The organism is Microbacterium alcoholitolerans, assembly GCF_050408615.1.
Classification (GTDB): Bacteria; Actinomycetota; Actinomycetes; order Actinomycetales; family Microbacteriaceae; genus Microbacterium.
In genome coordinates this window covers 411,350-428,995 of sequence record NZ_JBNTKD010000001.1, presented here as the reverse complement: position 1 = coordinate 428,995, position 17,646 = coordinate 411,350, and the positions used below count along the sequence as shown (strand labels likewise).

The 17,646-nt window shown below is 68.7% G+C and carries 16 protein-coding genes; 1 reads left to right on the top strand and 15 read right to left on the bottom strand.

Features of this window, described 5'->3' with window-relative positions:
* Nucleotides 1-22 precede the first annotated feature (22 nt).
* The gene (locus ACQUSX_RS02085) at nucleotides 23-943 is read left to right on the top strand and encodes an NUDIX domain-containing protein (protein ID WP_428905313.1); all 921 of its coding nucleotides are present in this window, start codon (nucleotides 23-25) and stop codon (nucleotides 941-943) included.
* 140 nt (nucleotides 944-1,083) lie between these two features.
* Here the strand turns inward: ACQUSX_RS02085 and ACQUSX_RS02080 are convergent, their stop codons facing one another.
* The 15 genes from ACQUSX_RS02080 to rpsD form a co-directional block, all read right to left on the bottom strand.
* Complete coding sequence (locus ACQUSX_RS02080; RefSeq protein ID WP_428905312.1) at nucleotides 1,084-2,661, bottom strand: Rieske 2Fe-2S domain-containing protein; 1,578 nt, start codon at nucleotides 2,659-2,661, stop codon at nucleotides 1,084-1,086.
* Between the two features lie 100 nt (nucleotides 2,662-2,761).
* Complete coding sequence (locus ACQUSX_RS02075; protein WP_428905311.1) at nucleotides 2,762-6,091, bottom strand: DEAD/DEAH box helicase; 3,330 nt, start codon at nucleotides 6,089-6,091, stop codon at nucleotides 2,762-2,764.
* Nucleotides 6,092-6,161: 70 nt separating this feature from the next.
* Nucleotides 6,162-6,572: a transcription antitermination factor NusB gene (gene nusB, locus ACQUSX_RS02070; RefSeq protein ID WP_428905310.1), complete on the bottom strand. Its 411-nt coding sequence runs from the start codon at nucleotides 6,570-6,572 to the stop codon at nucleotides 6,162-6,164.
* A 2-nt stretch (nucleotides 6,573-6,574) separates the two neighbouring features.
* On the bottom strand, nucleotides 6,575-7,138 hold the full coding sequence (gene efp, locus ACQUSX_RS02065) for an elongation factor P (protein WP_428905309.1): 564 nt from the start codon (nucleotides 7,136-7,138) through the stop codon (nucleotides 6,575-6,577).
* A gap of 108 nt (nucleotides 7,139-7,246) precedes the next feature.
* Entirely contained in the window at nucleotides 7,247-7,702 is a 456-nt protein-coding gene (locus tag ACQUSX_RS02060; RefSeq protein WP_428905308.1) for a type II 3-dehydroquinate dehydratase, read from the bottom strand.
* A gap of 20 nt (nucleotides 7,703-7,722) precedes the next feature.
* Nucleotides 7,723-8,184: a hypothetical protein gene (locus tag ACQUSX_RS02055; RefSeq protein WP_428905307.1), complete on the bottom strand. Its 462-nt coding sequence runs from the start codon at nucleotides 8,182-8,184 to the stop codon at nucleotides 7,723-7,725.
* Nucleotides 8,185-8,197: 13 nt separating this feature from the next.
* Nucleotides 8,198-9,286, bottom strand: coding sequence for a 3-dehydroquinate synthase (aroB, locus tag ACQUSX_RS02050; protein ID WP_428905306.1), 1,089 nt, complete (start codon nucleotides 9,284-9,286; stop codon nucleotides 8,198-8,200).
* Nucleotides 9,283-9,804, bottom strand: coding sequence for a shikimate kinase (locus ACQUSX_RS02045; protein ID WP_428907570.1), 522 nt, complete (start codon nucleotides 9,802-9,804; stop codon nucleotides 9,283-9,285). The genes aroB and ACQUSX_RS02045 overlap by 4 nt, the downstream gene beginning before the upstream one ends.
* Nucleotides 9,791-11,020: a chorismate synthase gene (gene aroC, locus ACQUSX_RS02040; protein WP_428905305.1), complete on the bottom strand. Its 1,230-nt coding sequence runs from the start codon at nucleotides 11,018-11,020 to the stop codon at nucleotides 9,791-9,793. Before aroC ends, ACQUSX_RS02045 begins: the two co-directional genes overlap by 14 nt.
* A 4-nt stretch (nucleotides 11,021-11,024) precedes the next feature.
* Nucleotides 11,025-11,849 (bottom strand): shikimate dehydrogenase family protein, encoded by an 825-nt coding sequence (locus tag ACQUSX_RS02035; protein WP_428905304.1) that lies wholly within the window; start codon nucleotides 11,847-11,849, stop codon nucleotides 11,025-11,027.
* A gap of 25 nt (nucleotides 11,850-11,874) precedes the next feature.
* Nucleotides 11,875-13,431 (bottom strand): endolytic transglycosylase MltG, encoded by a 1,557-nt coding sequence (gene mltG, locus ACQUSX_RS02030; RefSeq protein ID WP_428905303.1) that lies wholly within the window; start codon nucleotides 13,429-13,431, stop codon nucleotides 11,875-11,877.
* Nucleotides 13,424-13,906: a Holliday junction resolvase RuvX gene (ruvX, locus tag ACQUSX_RS02025; RefSeq protein ID WP_428905302.1), complete on the bottom strand. Its 483-nt coding sequence runs from the start codon at nucleotides 13,904-13,906 to the stop codon at nucleotides 13,424-13,426. The genes mltG and ruvX overlap by 8 nt, the downstream gene beginning before the upstream one ends.
* Nucleotides 13,903-16,563: an alanine--tRNA ligase gene (alaS, locus tag ACQUSX_RS02020; RefSeq protein ID WP_428905301.1), complete on the bottom strand. Its 2,661-nt coding sequence runs from the start codon at nucleotides 16,561-16,563 to the stop codon at nucleotides 13,903-13,905. Before alaS ends, ruvX begins: the two co-directional genes overlap by 4 nt.
* A 99-nt stretch (nucleotides 16,564-16,662) precedes the next feature.
* Nucleotides 16,663-16,851, bottom strand: coding sequence for a hypothetical protein (locus ACQUSX_RS02015; RefSeq protein WP_428905300.1), 189 nt, complete (start codon nucleotides 16,849-16,851; stop codon nucleotides 16,663-16,665).
* 63 nt (nucleotides 16,852-16,914) lie between these two features.
* Nucleotides 16,915-17,544: a 30S ribosomal protein S4 gene (gene rpsD / locus ACQUSX_RS02010; RefSeq protein WP_337331178.1), complete on the bottom strand. Its 630-nt coding sequence runs from the start codon at nucleotides 17,542-17,544 to the stop codon at nucleotides 16,915-16,917.
* Between the last annotated feature and the right edge of the window lie 102 nt (nucleotides 17,545-17,646).

The window sequence follows — 17,646 nt, the reverse complement described above, 5'->3', positions numbered from 1 at the left end:
GGCCCTCGGATACCCTGATCGGATGCCGGCTCTGCGACGCCTGACCTTCGTGCGTCACGCGATGCCCGAAGTGGATTCAGCGTCGCCGCCGAGCGCGTGGCCGCTCAGCGACGCGGGGGTCGCCGCAGCCGCTGCCCTGGTGCTCGAGGTCGACGCCGGCACGATCGTGGTGTCGAGCCCTGAGCGCAAGGCGCGGCAGACGGTTGCGCTGGCGGTGGGCTCGTCGATCGCGCAGGTCCCGACCGATCCGCGCCTGCGCGAGGTGGATCGCGTCGAGCGGGTGCACGACGGCTTCCGCGCGGCGCGTGCTGCGTGGGTCGCGGGCGACCTCGACGATCGTCATGACGGGTGGGAGGCGCCGGACGCCGCCGCGCAGCGCTTCCACGATGGGCTGCTCGCCCACGCGGCCGAGCACCTGATTGTCGGCACGCACGGCATGGTGCTGACGGCGTGGATGGTGGCGCAGGGGCAGGTGCCGGCCGGCGACGCCGCCGTCACCTTCTGGAACGCTCTGCAGTTCCCCGACGTCGTCGAGATCTCCGCACCGCTGCTGCGAGTCAGGGCTGTGCTGTCGGATGCTGACGGTCGGATCGTTCTGATCAAGCGCACTCGTGCAGGTCAGGAGCCGTACTGGACGACCCCCGGCGGTGGAGTCGAACCGACGGACGCGTCACCCGCGGATGCCCTGCGCCGCGAACTGCGCGAGGAGCTGGGCGCGGAGGCCGTGATCGGCGAGATCCTCCATGAGCGCCAGCTCGACGGCATCCGATCGGAGATCTTCTGCGCCGCCCGCCTCGTCAGCACGGATTCCTCGCTGCGGCACGCCCCGGAGCTCACCGACAGGTCCCGGGGCCGGTACGAAATCGAGCGCGTCTGCCCCAGCGACCTGCCCGACCTCGACCTGCGCCCCGCCGAGCTCCAGGACCTGCTTCTGCGTTCCTGATCACTGACGCCCACGCGTCTCACGGGCGTGTCGCGCCCGCGACACGCCGAGCGTTCGCTCCGCCGTCAGTAATCCGGCACGGACCGCGCCGCCGAGGAGGTCGTCGAGCGTGAGCAGTCGGATGCTGGTATCGGCGCCCATCAGACGCCGAGGCGCAGCGCCTCGTCGGTGACCGGGTCGAGCTTCTTCGCGCGGATCTCGTGACCGGCTGTGGACAGGCACTTCCCGGTGTTCAGGTCCCACTTCCAGTCGTGCATGCTGCAGGTGAGCACGCCGTCCTCGTCGATCTTGCCCGTGCGGGTCAGGTCGGCGCGCAGGTGCGGGCAGCGGCGCTGCACGACCCAGTCGCCGATCTCGGCGTCCTCGGTCTGGTCGGTCTGCTCCTGGTACCAGTTCTCGACGTACTCGATGCGATCGACCGACAGGCACTTCAGGAACGTGGTCAGGAACTCGTTGAACTTGCCGCTTCGGCCGACGGAGAACTGCATCGACAGGAAGATCGAGTTCGACCAGTCGATCTCGTGATCGCGGATGTTCGTCGAGACCAGGTCGGCGGGGATCGTGTACCAGTAGATGCACTCCTCCCCCGCGTACTCGCGGACCTTCGCCTTCGGGAAGTCGACGACCATGTCGAGCTCGCCGATGCGGAAGCGGACGCTGCCGCCGACGCCGAGACGGATCGTGCGCGACTTCTTCAGCAGCGGCTCCCACCACTCCTTGATGGCGGCGAGCATCTCGGCCGGGGGCAGCACCTCGGCGCGGGTCGCCTCCTCGTCGACGATCTCCTGCTGGCGGGTCGCCTTCTGCTCGGCCAGGTACTCCCACTTCTCGTCGAAGATGTGCGCGATCTCCGCGTCGCTGTACAGCGACTGCGACACGGTCATCTCACCGTGGTTCATCTCGACAACGGTGCCGGGGATGAACAGCTGTCCGTCGTACTGCGGGGCCTGTTCCTTGAGGTGCGCCAGGAACTCCTTCTGATCGGTGAAGATCGAGTCGTCGTCCTGACCTGTGCCGTTGTACCTGAACAGCTCCTCGCGCAGGAACATCGGCGGACCCGCCATCGGGAACACGTGGGGCGCATCGACCTTCTCGATGTAGTACATCGCGCGCTTGTTCTGAGCCTCGCGCTTGAGCTTCGCGAAGTTCTGCTTGGCGTCCTGCGGCAGGTCGTAGACCATCGGCCACCAGATCGCGCCGGACACCTGGGTGAAGTACGCCTCGGGCTTGCCGAAGGAGAGCAGCGCCTCGAGATCGAGCGGATGCGAGTCGTTCTGATTCAGGATCGACGCGGTGCCGTCGTCGACGCTCAACGACGAGTCGCCGATGGGACCGTCGCTGGGGGCGCGGAGCGGCGTGATCATGAGCTTCAGTTCGCCGCGCTCGATCACCTTGCCCGCGGGCGCGTAGGTGATGTTGTCGTATCCGAGCTTGCGGATGTCGACCTCGAGGTCATCGGTGACGTACTCCGGCAGCAGCACCTCGATGTCCTTCGAGATGTACTTCTCGAGAAGGCGCGGGTCGAAGTGATCGCGGTGCCGGTGCGAGATGTAGAGGAAGTCCGCCTCCCGTCCGAAGCGCTCCCAGTCGAGTCCGCGGTTGTCGGGGAACGGGAACCAGGAGCCGTAGAAGGATGGACCGAGAACCGGGTCGCAGATGATGTTTCCGCCGGCCGTCTCGATGAACATCCCGGCGTGGCCGAGTCCCGTGATCCGCATGTCTCTCCTCTTGCTGTGGACCCGTCGATTCTACCGGGGCTCTCTCAGAAGGCGCCGAGTCGGGCCGTGACTATCCGTTCCGCGCTGACGCGCCCGTCACTCAGCTCTCGAGCAGTCCGCGGATGTCATCGGCGGTGAGCACCTGAGAGAACAGCGCCTCGTCGTCCATCACGGCGGTGAACAGCCGCGCCTTGCGCTGCTGCAGCGCGAGCACCTTCTCCTCGATCGTTCCCGCCGCGATCAACCGGTACACGAACACGCGTCGAGTCTGTCCGATCCGGTGGGTGCGGTCGATCGCCTGCGATTCCGCGGCGGGATTCCACCACGGATCCAGCAGGAAGACATAGTCGGCCTCGGTGAGCGTCAGACCGAATCCGCCGGCCTTCAGGCTGATCAGGAAGACGGGCGCATCGCCGCCGCGGAACCCGTCGATGACATCGGCCCGTCGTCGTGTGGAGCCGTCCAGATACTCGTACGGGATGCCGGTCTCTCGCAGGCGCTCGGCGGCGAGCCCCAGGAACGAGGTGAACTGGCTGAACACCAGGGCGCGATGTCCCTCCGCCCGAAGCTCCTGGATGTGCTCCAGGAGCACATCCAGCTTGCGGGATGCGACGTGCGGCGCGTCCGGCTCGATCAGTTGCGGAGCGAGCGCGAGCATCCGCAGCATCGTCAGGGAGCGGAACACGATGAACCGGTTCCGGTCGAGGTCGGCGAGCAGGCCGAGCACCTTCTGCCGCTCGCGCTGCAGCACAGTGTCGTACAGTGCGCGGTGCGGCGCGCTGAGCTCGACGAAGACCTCCTGCACCTGCTTCTCGGGCAGATCGGCCGCGACGAGGTCCTTCGTTCGTCGCAGCATGAGCGGACGGATGCGACGGCGCAACCGCTCCAGCCGCCGTCGGCGGTACTCGCCGCCCTCTTCGTTGTCGGGCACCTTGCCCTGCTCGATCGGCTGCACGTACTCCTCGCGGAAGCGCCGCTTCGACGGAAACAGCCCAGGTGCTGTCAGGGCGAACAGCGCCCACAGGTCGGTGAGGCTGTTCTCCAGCGGTGTTCCCGTGACGGCGATCACCACGTCCGAGCGCAGATCCGCGATCGCGCGGTGCACCTTCGTGGCGGGGTTCTTCGCGAACTGCGCCTCATCGAGGATCAGCCCGGCCCACTCGACATCGATGTAAGCGTCCGCCTCCAGCCGAAGCAGCGTGTACGAGGTAACGATGACGTCGGCCCGACCCGCTGCATCCGAGATGCTCGCGGCACGCCGTGCGCCGGTCCCCTCGATCAGCTGCACTCGCAGACCGGGGGCGAAGCGCGCGGCCTCACTGCGCCAGGTGGCGAGCACCGAGGTCGGCGCGATCACCAGGAACGGCCGCTTCTCCCCCGTCTCGGCGGCGTGGGCGATCAACGACAGCAGCTGCAGGGTCTTGCCGAGCCCCATGTCGTCGGCGAGGATCCCGCCCAGCCGGTGCGCCCAGAGGAAGGCCAGCCAGTTCAGGCCCTGCTGCTGGTACGGACGCAGCGTGGCGTCGAGCCCGGCGGGCGGCGACGTCTCAGGGATCGTCTCGACATCGCGCAGCCCCTCCGCCGTCGCGCGCCACGAGATCGCGGGCTCGGACTGATCCGCGAGATCCTCGAAGTCGTCCCAGAGCGCGGTCTGATACCGGCTGATCCGCGGTGCGGTCTCCCACTCCACCAATCCCGCCGCCTCATCGATCAGCTCGCGCAGCTGCTGGAGCGCGGGATGCGCCAGCGAGAGGTACGTGCCGTCGACGAGCAGCAGCTTCGTCCGCCGCATGCTGAGCGCCGTGAACAGCGGCGTGAACGGGATCGCATGCCCGTCGATCTTCACGATGATGCCCATGTCGAACCAGTCGGGATCGTTCGTCTCGACCGTGGAGACCGTGATCTCGGGCGTGCCGGACAGCTCCCGGTACTTCTTGCGCCGTCCGGTGATGATCACCTGCACCTCGCTGTCCTCGAACAGCGGCAGCATGCGAGCAGACCATTCGGCGGCGGCGACCCCTGCCAGCGCCGCCCGCGCCGAGAAGGGCTCCTCCGAGCCGCTCGACCATATCGCCTCGATCTCGCGGAGACGCTCGCGCTCGGCATCCGGGTCTCGATACGCGCCTTCGCTCGCCCCGAACCCGATCGTGCCGTGCCCGGCGTACTGCCATTCGAACCGGTACTCGACCCGGTCGCCCCCATGGAACGAGACGCGCAGCACCGGCTCGGGCACCGCGAGCGGTGGCAGTTTCAGGCCACCCGGCGCGTGAACCGGCGCCTGCCTCGCGAGCACCGGGTAGGCCTCGGCGAGGAACGTGTCGCGGTCACTCGCCGGGACGCGGATGGGACCGGATGCCGTCATCGCGGCGTGCACGGCGCCCGGCAGCTCGACGGGTGCGACGGCGATCTCTATCTCCGAGCCGACGACCTCCCAGCGGTACACGCCGATGCGGCCGATGCGGCCGATGCGAGCCGGCGATTCGGGCACCACCGGTTCGTCGCCGATCGCCAGGTCCGCGGATACGAGGAGGTCGCCGCTCTCATCCGGTTCGATGCGCAGCCCTGCGGTCGCGCTCTCGACCAGCTGGACGCGGGTGTGCTTCTGCGTCGGGACGACCGGGATCCCTAAACGTGCCATCGCTCCGAGCTGCGTCCACAGCAGCGCCGACTCGATCCGGTCCAGAGCGATCCAGTCCCCTGCGGTGCCCGAGAGCAGAGAATCGCGGGCGACGCTCAGGAAGTCGACGAACCAGCGCACCTGGCTCGCATCGAACCGGCCGGACGTGCGGCGCATGGAGTCCCAGCTCGCGTCGCCATGCACCCACCTGCCCGTCGACGCGCTGCGCATGAGCGGGCGCACGACGAGCATCACCTCGCCGTGCTCCCCGCTGAGTTCGCGCGGAGTGGCGGAGCGCAGCGCTGCCGGGCCCCACCGGTCATACTCGCGCTCGGCACGGACCCGCAGCTCGATGCCGAGCGCCAGCGCCCCCGTCGCGCGCGGCGTCTCCGCCGGAGTGAGGATGGATCGCCACGTCGGCGGCAGCGGGGGTCGCGAGAACGCCCCGAACTGCTCCCAGGGCTCGCGCGGAGGCGGGCTGGGCACGGCCACGGGCTGTGGCGCACTCGCGCGCGCCGCAGCGGACCCGGCATCCGATTCGGCGCCGATGAGGATCGTCGCGACGATGTGCTTGCATCCGGATGCCACCGGGCAGGAGCAGCTCGCGTTCATCACCCGCGTGCCGTCGAAGCGGATCCGGCAGCGGTACGGTGACCGCTGACCGCCGAAGACGTCCGCTGTGAGAGTCTGCGCCGCGGCATCCCAGCGGACCGCGGTGACTCGTCCCTTGCGGGCGTAGTCGAGTCCACGCTGATAGCCGCCGTCCCCGGCCAGCGCGCGCAGCGCACGGACATCGGGACGCGGCGAGCTCATGAGGGCATCCTGCACTCAGCCTCCGACATGGCGTCGCCTCCGAGGTGCCGTGGTGCGCGGTGCGCCGCCGTCAGACGGAGCGGGCGATGCGGGCGAGCACGCCGTGCACGAACGCGCCGGAGTCCTCGGTGGAGAGCTCCTTGGCGAGCTCGACGGCCTCATCGATGGCGACGGCCGTCGGGACCTCGTCGTTGTAGACGATCTCCCACGTGCCGATGCGCAGCAGGGCGCGATCCACCGCGGGCATCCGCTCGAGCTTCCAATCGCGACTGTGCGTCGTGATCTGCTCGTCGATCTCTTCGCGGTGATCCACGATGCCGTCGACGATGTCACGGGCGTACAGCCAGGACGCCTCGCGGGCGGGCTCGCTCGCCGCGCGCTTCGCGGCGGCTGCGAGGGCCACAGCTAGATCCTCGTCGCGGATGTCCGAGGAGAACAGGATGTCGAGGGCGCGCTTGCGCGCCTTGGTGCGAGCGCTCAAGGTCAGTCGTTGACGCGGCCGAGGTAGTCACCGGTGCGGGTGTCGACCTTGACCTTCGTGCCCTGCTCGAGGAACAGCGGGACCTGGATCTCGTAGCCGGTCTCGACGGTGGCCGGCTTGGTGCCGGCCGACGAGCGGTCGCCCTGCAGGCCGGGCTCGGTGTAGGTCACTTCGAGGACGACGGATGCCGGCAGCTCGATGTACAGCGGGTTGCCGTCGTGAAGGGCGATCTGCACCCGCTGGTTCTCGAGCATGTAGTTCTTGGCATCGCCGACGATGGCCTCGGAGACGCTCAGCTGGTCGTAGTCCTCGACATCCATGAAGACGAAGCTGTCACCGTCGGTGTACAGGTAGGTGAAGTCGCGGCGGTCGACGTTCTCGATGTCGATCTTCGTGCCGGCGTTGTACGTCTTGTCGACCGACTTGCCCGTCACGACGTTCTTGAGCTTGGTGCGCACGAACGCCCCGCCCTTGCCCGGCTTGACGTGCTGGAACTCCACGACGCTCCAGAGCTGTCCGTCGATCTTGATGACGACGCCGTTCTTGATGTCTGCAGTGGATGCCATGCGTGCATGTCCGTTCGTGTCGAAGTCAGATGGCCGGCGCGGATGCGCGCGAGAAGTGGCCGAGGATTGATTCTATCGGATGCCCGGGATGCGCGTTTCAGCGTCGTGTCACGGCTCAGTGACGCCGATCGCCGCGATCAGCGCGCGCACGGCCTCGGCGTAGCCGTCGACGCCCTTGCCGACCACGCGAACGGCGGCGACGTCATCGAGGTAGGAGAAGTGGCGGAACTCCTCTCGGGCGTAGACGTCCGAGATGTGCACCTCCGCGAACGGCAGGCCGATGCCGGTCAGGGCGTCGCGCAGCGCGACGGAAGTGTGCGTGAGTCCCCCTGGGTTGATGATCACGCCCGCGCAGTCCGCGCGTGCGGCGTGGATGGCGTCGATCAGGATGCCCTCGTGGTTGCTCTGCACAGCGCGCACTTCGTAGCCGGACGCCCCCGCCGCTTCAGCCGTGAGGCGCTCCACATCGGCGAGCGTCGCGGTGCCGTACACGTCCGGCTCCCGGGTTCCGAGCAGATTGAGGTTCGGACCGTTCACGAGCAGCAGGCGATGGGTTGCGGACACGCTCCGCACACTACCAGCGCTCATCCCTTCGTCACTTCGGCGAGCACGATGACGCCGGCTTCGTCTGCGCCGCAGAACCGACCGAACGACCCGAAGTACGAATCCGGGCTCGCGCCGGCGGGCAGGTCTTCCAACGTCACCAGGGCGCCGAGTCCGCGCAGCGGCGAACCGTCCGTCACCGCGCTCCCGTCATCGAGGATCACCCCGGCGCCGTCCGACCTGTCCGGCTCCGCGGAGTCCGGCCAGACGATCCATGCGCTGTCGCCCACGTCACCCTCCCAGAGGAAGCAGCCGTTCCCGGCCACCGCCAAGGCCCCCTCGAGCGCACTCGCGGACACTCCGGCGGAGACGAGCACCTCCGCTCGGCCCTGCGGAGACAGGTCACCGAGACCGAAGCCGGCCTCGCCATCGCCCGAGCCGCATCCGGTCAGCGCTGCGACGGCGATCAGCAGCGTCCCAGCCCAGATTCCCGATCCCGACATGCACCGGACTGTATCAGCCCGCGATCTCCTGGTACGCGGCGAACATCAGAGTCTCGTCCGGGGCCTGGACGACGGTCGGCTTGGCGATGTCGTCGAGCAGGATGAAGCGCAGCAGGCCGCCACGCGCCTTCTTGTCGCGCTGCATCGTGGCCAGCAGCTGCTGCCACGCGCCGGCGCGGTAAGCGGTGGGCAGGCCCAGTGACTCCAGCACCGAACGGTGACGGTCGGCGCCGGCGTCCGAGAGACGACCGGCGAGCCGCGAGAGCTCGGCGGCGTACATCATGCCGATCGAGATCGCCGCGCCGTGCCGCCACTGGTAGCGCTCGGAGTGCTCGATCGCGTGTCCGAGCGTGTGCCCGTAGTTGAGGATCTCGCGCAGACCCGCCTCGCGGAAGTCGCTCGAGACGACCTTCGCCTTCATCTCGATCGCCAGCTCGACGGTGCGGCGAAACGCGTCGCTGGACGGATCCACGGCCCGCTGCGGGTCGGCCTCGACGATGTCGAGGATCTCGGGCGCCCAGATGAAACCCGCCTTGACGACCTCGGCGTAGCCCGCCGTGGCCTCATTGGAGCTGAGGGTGCTCAGCTCGTCCAGGTCGCCGATCACAGCGCTCGGCGCCCAGAAGGCGCCGACGAGGTTCTTGCCCTCGGCCGTGTTCACGCCGGTCTTGCCGCCGACCGCCGCATCGACGAGGCCGAGCACGGTCGTCGGCACCTGCACCACCTGCACACCGCGCAGCCACGTCGCCGCGACGAAGCCGGCGAGGTCGGTGACCGACCCTCCGCCGTAGCCGACGACGGCATCCGTGCGGGTGAAGTCCGCCTGACCCATGACCTGCCAGCAGAATGCGGCGACCTCGATGCGCTTGCCCTGCTCGGCATCCGGGACCTCGGCCAGCAGCACCTCCCGCGGGCCGTCGGCGGTGTCGGCAAGGAGTCGATCGCGCAGCTCTGCAGCCCGGACCGCGAGGGTCGGCGGATGCACGACGAGCACCTTCCGCACGCTCGGCGCCAGCGATTCGGACACGGTGTCGAGGATGTCGCGCCCCACGGTGATGTCGTACGCGGTCTGCCCCGTGACGCTGATTGTCGTCGTGCTCATGACTGTTCCTTCCTCCAGGCTGCGATCTCCTCGGCGATGGTCCTCATAGGACGTCGCGACGTGTCGACGGTCAGATCCGCGACCTCTTCGTACCAGCCGCGTCGCTGTTCGAAGATGCTGCGCCATCGTGTCAGCGGGTCGTCGTCGCCGGCGAGCAGCGGGCGACCGCCGCCGCCGATCCGGTGTGCGACAGCCTCTTCGCTGACGGTGAGGAAGACGACCGGATGATCCATGAGCAGTGTCCTGGTGGCGGCATCCGTCACGGCGCCACCACCCAGCGACACGACGCCGCCCTCGGCGACGGCCGACGCGACGACGTCGCGCTCGAGCTGTCGGAAGTGCGTCTCGCCGTGCTCGGCGAAGAGCTGCGGTATGGGTCCGTGGGCGGCCGCGATGCGCTTGTCGGTGTCGATGAACGCCACTTCCAGCATGCGTGCGATCTTGCGGCCCACGCTGGTCTTGCCGGCGGCCATCGGGCCGACCAGAACCAGTGTCAGCGGATGCTCAGGCGCGCTCATCATGGGCGACCAGCGCCGCCTCGGACGCCGGAGCCGTGCGGAGCGTCTCGGGGATCGCCGCCAGGTACGACTCGATGTTGCGACGCGTCTCGCCCACGCTGTCGCCGCCGAACTTCTCCAGCAGCGAGTTGACCAGCTCGATGGCGACCATGGCCTCGGCCACGACACCCGCCGCCGGCACGGCGCACACATCGGAGCGCTGGTGGTGCGCGGTCGCGCTCTCGCCGGAGGCCACATCGACCGTGTGCAGAGCACGCGGCACGGTCGCGATGGGCTTCATGCCGGCACGGACGCGGAGCACCGTGCCGGTGGTCATGCCGCCCTCGGTGCCACCTGCGCGATCGGATGCCCTGGTGATGCCGTCTGCGGCGTTGAACAGCTCGTCGTGCGCGGCTGAGCCCCGGCGGCGGGTGGTCTCGAACCCGTCGCCGACCTCGACGCCCTTGATCGCCTGGATGCTCATCAGCGCCTGCGCGAGACGCCCGTCGAGGCGGCGATCCCAGTGCACGTGCGATCCGACCCCTGGCGGCAGCCCGTAAGCGAGCACCTCCACGATGCCGCCGAGCGTGTCGCCGTCCTTCTTGGCTGCGTCGACCTCGGCCACCATCAGAGCGGAAGTGCTCGCATCGAAGCAGCGCAGCGGATCGGCGTCCAGGGCGTCGACGTCATCGGGGGTGGGCAGCGCGGCGTCATGAGGCACCTGAACCGGGCCGATCGAGAGCGTGTGGCTCACCAGGCGGATGCCGAGTTCCGACAGGAACGCGCGTGCCAGTGCCCCCAGTGCCACGCGAGCCGCGGTCTCCCGGGCGCTGGCACGCTCGAGGATGGGCCGCGCCTCGTCGAAGTCGTACTTCTGCATGCCCACGAGGTCTGCATGTCCGGGGCGGGGCCGGGTGAGCGCTGCTCCCCTGCCGCGCGAGCGATCGGTGAGCTCGGTGGGTGCCGGGTTCATCACCTCGGTCCACTTCGGCCACTCGGTGTTGCCGATGCGCAGCGCGATCGGGCTGCCCAGCGTGCGGCCGTGCACGATGCCGCTCGAGATCGTCAGCTCGTCCTGTTCGAACTTCATGCGCGAGCCGCGGCCGTAGCCGAGTTTGCGGCGCTGGAGGTCGGCCTGGATCGCCTCGGCCGTGATGGTGACACCGGAGGGAAGTCCCTCCATGATGGCGATGAGTTCGGGGCCGTGGGATTCGCCGGCCGTGAGCACGCGGAGCATTGCTCTAGTCTTCCATGGCCCGCGCCCGCATGGCCGCCACTATGACGTCCTCCTGCGGGAGCTGCTGCTCCTGATCGCCGAAGCGGAAGATGCGGATCTGCCGGACGGCCTGGTAGAGCAGCATCTCGAAGCCGGAGATGACGTTCTCTGCCGGCCATCTGGCTGCCAGCGCGGACGGCCACGGCGCGTAGGCGGCTTCGAACAGGGTGCCGCCGACGGCCGTGAGGGGGGTGGCCACGTCATCGTCGAGAACCGCGCCGCTGGGCAGGGTGGCGACGGTGACATCGACGTCGGATGCCGGCTGCTCGAACCCTTCGACGGTCAGGACGATCCCGAGCGCGTCCGCGAGGCTCCGCAGCCGGTCTGCGGCCTGCGGGCGGCGGGCGCGGAGATCGACCCGTGTCGCCCCGAGGTCGCGCAGCGCGACCAGCGCGGATGCCGCGGTGGCGCCCGCTCCGAGAACGCGCGCCCTGGCGACCTCGCGGATGCCGGCGTGCGTGAATGCGTCGACGATGCCTCCGACGTCGGTGTTGAAGCCGCGGCGCGTGGTGCCGAGCAGCAGCGTGTTGACCGCCCCGGTCAGCGCGGCGTGGCGATCGAGCTCATCGGATGCCCCGTGCGCGATCTCCTTCAGCGGCATGGTCAGCGACAGGCCGCGCCATGAGTCGTCGAGATCCTCGAGCGCATCGGCGAACATGCTCTCGTCCACCTGGCGTCGCTCGTACTGCCAGTCGAGATCGAGCAGGCGGTATGCGGCCGAGTGGATCGCCGGCGACCTGCTGTGGCCGATCGGGTCGCCCCATACGGCGAGCCTCGTGCGCTCGGTCATTCCCGCGCCACCTGAACCCCGCCCATCAGTAGCAGCCGCCGTCGGGATTCTCCTCGCACCACTTGCGGTACTGCGCCTCCGCGGCCTGCTGCTCCGCGTAGGTCGCCGAGAAGACCGTCTCACCGGTGTCGAGGTTCACGGTGACGAAGTAGAACCACGGGCCGTCCGCAGGGTTCTGCGCAGCGGCGATCGCCGCGTGGCTGGGATTGGCGATCGGCGACGCGGGAAGCCCGGCATGCTGGTACGTGTTCCAGGGATTCTGGTCGTTCTTCACCGATTCCCACGGCCACGACGCGACAGGGCCTTCGTGTGTCAGCCCATAGCCGTACTGCGCGGTCGAGTCCATCTGCAGCAGGCCGTGGGTCTCGTCGTTGGCCGGGTCGAGTCGGTTCGCGATCACGCGCGAGACCTTGTCGAAGTCGGCTGTGTGCCCCTCCCGCTGCACGATGGAGGCCACCGTGAGCACCCGCTGCGCATCGTCCGCGGAGACGCCGATCTCGTCGAGTGACTCCTGCGTGCGCGCGACCATGCGGCCGATGACATCCTGCGCGGTCGCGCCCGGATCGAACGTGTACACCGCGGGGAACAGCCACCCCTCCAGGGTCTCGGCCTGCACGCCGTACACGGTCGGGTCCTGGATCGCGGCCTGCAGCTCCTCCATCGGGATGCCGACGCCGTCGACGATCTGCGGCAGCGAGGATGCGACGGTGCCGCCCTCGCCGATGCGCACAGTGTTCTCCATGCGATTCGCCGGGTCGTCCAGCGACTCCAGGGCGGCGGCGGCCGTCATCTTCTCCTGCATCGTGTAGACACCGGGGTAGAAAGTGGCGGACGGCTTCTCGGCGACCAGGTAGTCGTAGAAGACGCGATCGGTCTTCGTGACGCCGGCTTCGAACAGCGCGGTCGAGACCTGTGATCCGGTGTCATCGGACTTGATGGTGACGAGCACTTCGCCGGTGGCGATGCCGGGCTCGTAGTCCTTCGGCTCGCCCCAGCCCATGGCGTCGCTGATCCTGTCGCCGTACTGGCTCCAGACCCACGCACCACCTGCGGCGATGCCGCCGAACACGACGAGCATGATGATCAGGCCGATGAGGCAGCCTCTCCCGCGCCGCTTCTTCGGAACGTCGTGGTGCTGCTCTGGGGCGAACAGCGAGTGCAGCGAAGCTGCTTCCGGATCTGCCTGGTTCGGATCTGCCTGGCTCGGATCTGCTTCGCTCGGATGTGCCTCAACGGGCGCTGCGCCGGGTGCCTCGGTGCGGTCGGGAGCCGCGTGTGCGGGTTCGGAGGCGACGTCCGCGGAGCCGAATGAGTCATCCGCGCGGGCTGCCGACCGGGCAGGCACCGCCGGCGCCGGCGGCGCGATCGGCGTCGACGCAGGTGGTGTGACGTGCGCGGGCGTGGTGTCCGACTCGCGTGCGGCGGCTTCGCGTGCAGCCGCCTCGCGCAGTGCGCGGCGTGAGCCCGGTGCGGGGGCCTCACGTGCCTCACGGTTCTGTCGTCCGGTCGACGGCGACGCCGCCGTCGGAAGATTGCCGAACAGGTCGCTCAGATTCCTGCTGGCTTCATCCGGTTCAGGCATCGCGCAGCGGCTCCTCGGGGGGATCGATCAACGCACCGGCGGGGTGTCCGGTGCTCTTCTCAGTGTCGACCGCGTGCTGCAGCAGCACCACTGCGGCCACCTGATCGACAATGCTACGAGAGTTCTTCTGAGATCTGCCCGAAGAACGCAGCGCGGCGTGTGCGCTGACCGTGCTCAGCCGCTCATCGACCATGCGCACGGCGCGCCCGGTGCGCCTGCGCACGTCAGCTGCGAACTCCCGCGCGTCGACAGTCGACAGCGTCTCCTCACCGCGCATGTTCACCGGCAGGCCGATGACGATCTCGATCGGATCCCACTCCGCGGAGAGTTCGACGATGCGATCCACGGAGGTCTCCGAGCGCGGAACCGTCTCCACGGGAACCGCGAGCATGCCGTCCGGGTCGCAGCGGGACACGCCGACACGGGCCTTCCCGACGTCGATGCCGAGTCGGATGCCCCGACGGAAGCCGCTCACGCGCCTCCGAGCTCCGTGACCACGGCGGCCAGCGCCTCATCGAGCGCGGTCGCATCCGTGCCGCCGCCCTGAGCCACGTCATCCTTGCCACCGCCACCGCCGCCGAGCACGCCCGCCGCGATGCGCACCAGAGCGCCGGCCTTGGCGCCGGCTGCGCGTGCGGCATCGTTCGTCGCGACGACGATGATCGGTCGACCGGAGACGACGCCGCCGAATGCGACTACGGCGGCATCCGTGCCGAGACGCTCGCGCACGCTCAGGGCGAGGGTGCGCACGTCGTCAGCGGATCCGACCTCGCCGAGCGAAGCGGATGCCACGCGGTAGTCGCCGACGGGCTGCGCGGCCTCGACGAGTGCCGGGACGCGGCCCTCGCGCTCCTTGGATTCGAACTGCGCGATGCGCTTCTCAGCGGCCTTCAGGTTCGCCTGGAGCTCTTCGATGCGCGCGCTGAGCTGGTCGCGCGGCGTCTTCAGCGCTGCGGTCAGCTGCGACACGACAGTGCGCTCAGCAGCCAGCTCGCGGAAGGCGTCCTGACCGACGAGAGCTTCGATGCGACGGTTCGATGCGCCGATCGACGACTCGCCGACGAGGCTGACCAGGCCGATCTCAGAGCTGGTCGACACGTGCGTGCCCGCGCAGAGCTCGCGCGACCAGGGACCTCCGATGTCGACCATGCGCACGACGTCACCGTACTTCTCGCCGAACAGCGCCATGGCGCCGGCTTCCTTGGCCTCGTCGAGCGAGACGATGCGGGTCGTCACCTCGAGTGCGTCGTTCACGGCCCGCCCGACGATGTCCTCGATCTCGGAGCGCGTCTCGGTCGACAGCGGCTGGGACCAGGCGAAGTCGAAGCGCATGTAGCCGGCGCGGTTGAGCGAACCGGCCTGCGTGGCCGTCTTGCCCAGCGTGTCGCGAAGTGCGGCGTGCACGAGGTGCGTCGCGGAGTGCGCCTGCTGGGCCGCGCGGCGGTTGGCGGCGTCCACGACGGTGGTCGCGCGGTCGTCGACCGCCACCGAACCGGATGCCACGTGCACGGTGTGGCTGATCAGGCCCGCGACGGGTCGCTGCACGTCGAGGACGTCCAGCTCGAAGCCGGTGCCGACGATGGTTCCCTTGTCGGCGACCTGACCGCCGGACTCGGCGTACAGCGTGGTCTCAGCGAGGATCACCTCGGCGACGTCCCCCTCCGCGGCGCTCGCGACGGAGTGGCCGTCGACGATGATCCCGAGGACGCGCGATTCGGTCTGCAGATCCGTGTAGCCGGCGAAAGCCGTCTCGCCCTGGGCGCGGAACTCGCGGTACACCGACAGGTCGGCGAGCTGGCTCTTGCGACCACGCGCATCGGCCTTGGCGCGCTCACGCTGCTGCTGCATCAGATCGTCGAAGGCGCCGCGATCGACCTCGAGGCCGGCCTCCTGGGCGACCTCGAGCGTCAGATCGATCGGGAAGCCGTAGGTGTCGTGGAGCAGGAAGGCCTCGGAGCCGCTGAGCGTCTCACCGCCGGCCTTCTTCGTGTCGGCGAGGGCGAGATCCAGGATCGTCGACCCCTGAGCGAGAGTGCGGCGGAAGGTCTCCTCCTCGGCGATCGCCGCCGAGGACAGCGTCGACCACTCGGTCTCCAGCACGGGGTAGGCCGACTTCATGGCATCCCGAGACGCCGTGAACAGCTCGGGGAAGGTGGGTGCGTCGACTCCGAGCAGACGCATGGCGCGCACCGTGCGCCGCATCAGGCGGCGCAGCACGTAGCCGCGACCGTCATTGGACGGGCGAACGCCGTCGGAGAGGAGCATCAGCGACGAGCGCACGTGGTCGGCGATCACGCGGAAGCGCACATCGTCCTCGTGCGACGCGCCGTAGCGGCGTCCGGAGAGCTCGGCGGCGCGATCGAGGACCGGACGCACCTGATCGGTTTCGTACATGTTCTCGACGCCCTGCTTGAGGAAGGCGACGCGCTCGAGGCCCATGCCGGTGTCGATGTTCTTCTTCGGCAGCTCGCCGACGATGTCGAACTCCGTGGCGCTGCGAACGTTCTGGATGAAGTCCTGCATGAACACGAGGTTCCAGATCTCCATGAACCGCGAGTCGTCGACGGCCGGCCCGCCGTCCTTGCCGTACGACGGACCGCGGTCGAAGAAGATCTCGGAGTCGGGCCCGCCGGGACCGGCCTGACCGGTGTGCCAGTAGTTGTCGGCGCGTCCGAGGCGCTGGATGCGCTCCGGCTTCAGCCCGATGACGTCGCGCCAGATGGCCTCCGCCTCGTCATCGGTCTCGTAGATCGTGACCCAGAGATCCTTCTCGTCGAAGCCGAGTCCGCCGTCGCTCTCGGAACTCGTCAGCAGTTCCCAGGCGTAGCGGATCGCCCCCTCTTTGAAGTAGTCGCCGAACGACCAATTGCCCATCATCTGGAAGAACGTGCCGTGGCGGGCGGTCTTGCCGACCTCTTCGATGTCGTTGGTGCGGATGCACTTCTGCACGTCGGCGATGCGCGGGTGCGGTGCGGGCACGACGCCGGTGAGGTACGGGATGAACGGCACCATTCCTGCGACCGTGAACAGCAGTGTCGGGTCGTCGCTCACGAGGGAGGCAGACGGAACGATGACGTGATCGTTCTTCTCGAAGAAGTTCAGGTACCGCTGCGCGATCTCCGCAGTTTTCATAGCTCTGGTGCGTGTCCTTGCGTGGTGTGTCCGCGTCCGTGAACGCGGCGGAGGGGTGATTCGGTCCCGTCAGCAGCGCAGCGCGGGCGCCGGTGCGGTTCAGCGGTCGGTCGGATCCGACAGCCGCGCGTCCTCTTGGCGATAGGCGTCGCCCAGGATGGCCGTGAACTGAGAGAGGCGCGCGTCGATGTCGCCGAAGATCTCCTGACCCCGCGGGTCCTTGTTCATGAAGTGGGCGGCGACGAACCCGCCGATCACGCCGATCAGGAACCAGAGGAGAGTCTTCATTCCGCCATCCTACGACGAGAGGCGCCGGGGATTCCCGACGCCTCTCGTGCAAACGCTGTCAGATCAGCGAGCCGCGTAGTACTCGACGACGAGCTGCACTTCACAGGTCACGGGGACCTCAGCGCGCTTCGGGCGACGAACCAGGCGGGCCTGCAGCTTGTCGAGTTCCACCTCGAGGTAGCCGGGAACGGGAGGCAGGACCTCGGCGTGACCGCCGGCGGCTGCGACCTGGAAGGGCTCGAGGCCCTCGCTCTTGGCCTTGACGTGGATGAGCTGACCCGGCTTCACGCGGAAGGACGGGCGGTCGACGAGCTGACCGTCGACGAGGATGTGACGGTGCACGACCAGCTGACGGGCCTGTGCGGTGGTGCGGGCGAAGCCGGCACGCACGACGAGGGCGTCGAGACGCATCTCGAGCAGCTCGACCAGGTTCTCACCGGTCAGGCCGTCCTTGCGGCGAGCCTCGTTGAACGCGATGCGCAGCTGCTTCTCGCGGATGCCGTACTGCTCGCGCAGACGCTGCTTCTCACGCAGACGCACGGCGTAGTCGCTGTCAGCCTTGCGCTTGGTGCGGCCGTGCTCGCCGGGAGCGTAAGGACGCTTCTCGAGGTAGCGGGCGGCCTTCGGGGTGAGCGGGATTCCCAGCGCGCGGCTGAGACGGACCTTGCGGCGGTCCTGGGACTTCGTGACCACGAAGCATTCCTTCCGTGACGTGGACGCGTCTTTCACGTCTCACGGGCGTATCTCCGACACTCTGCCGCTGGGCGCACGCCGGGGCGCCGTGACGGTTCCCAC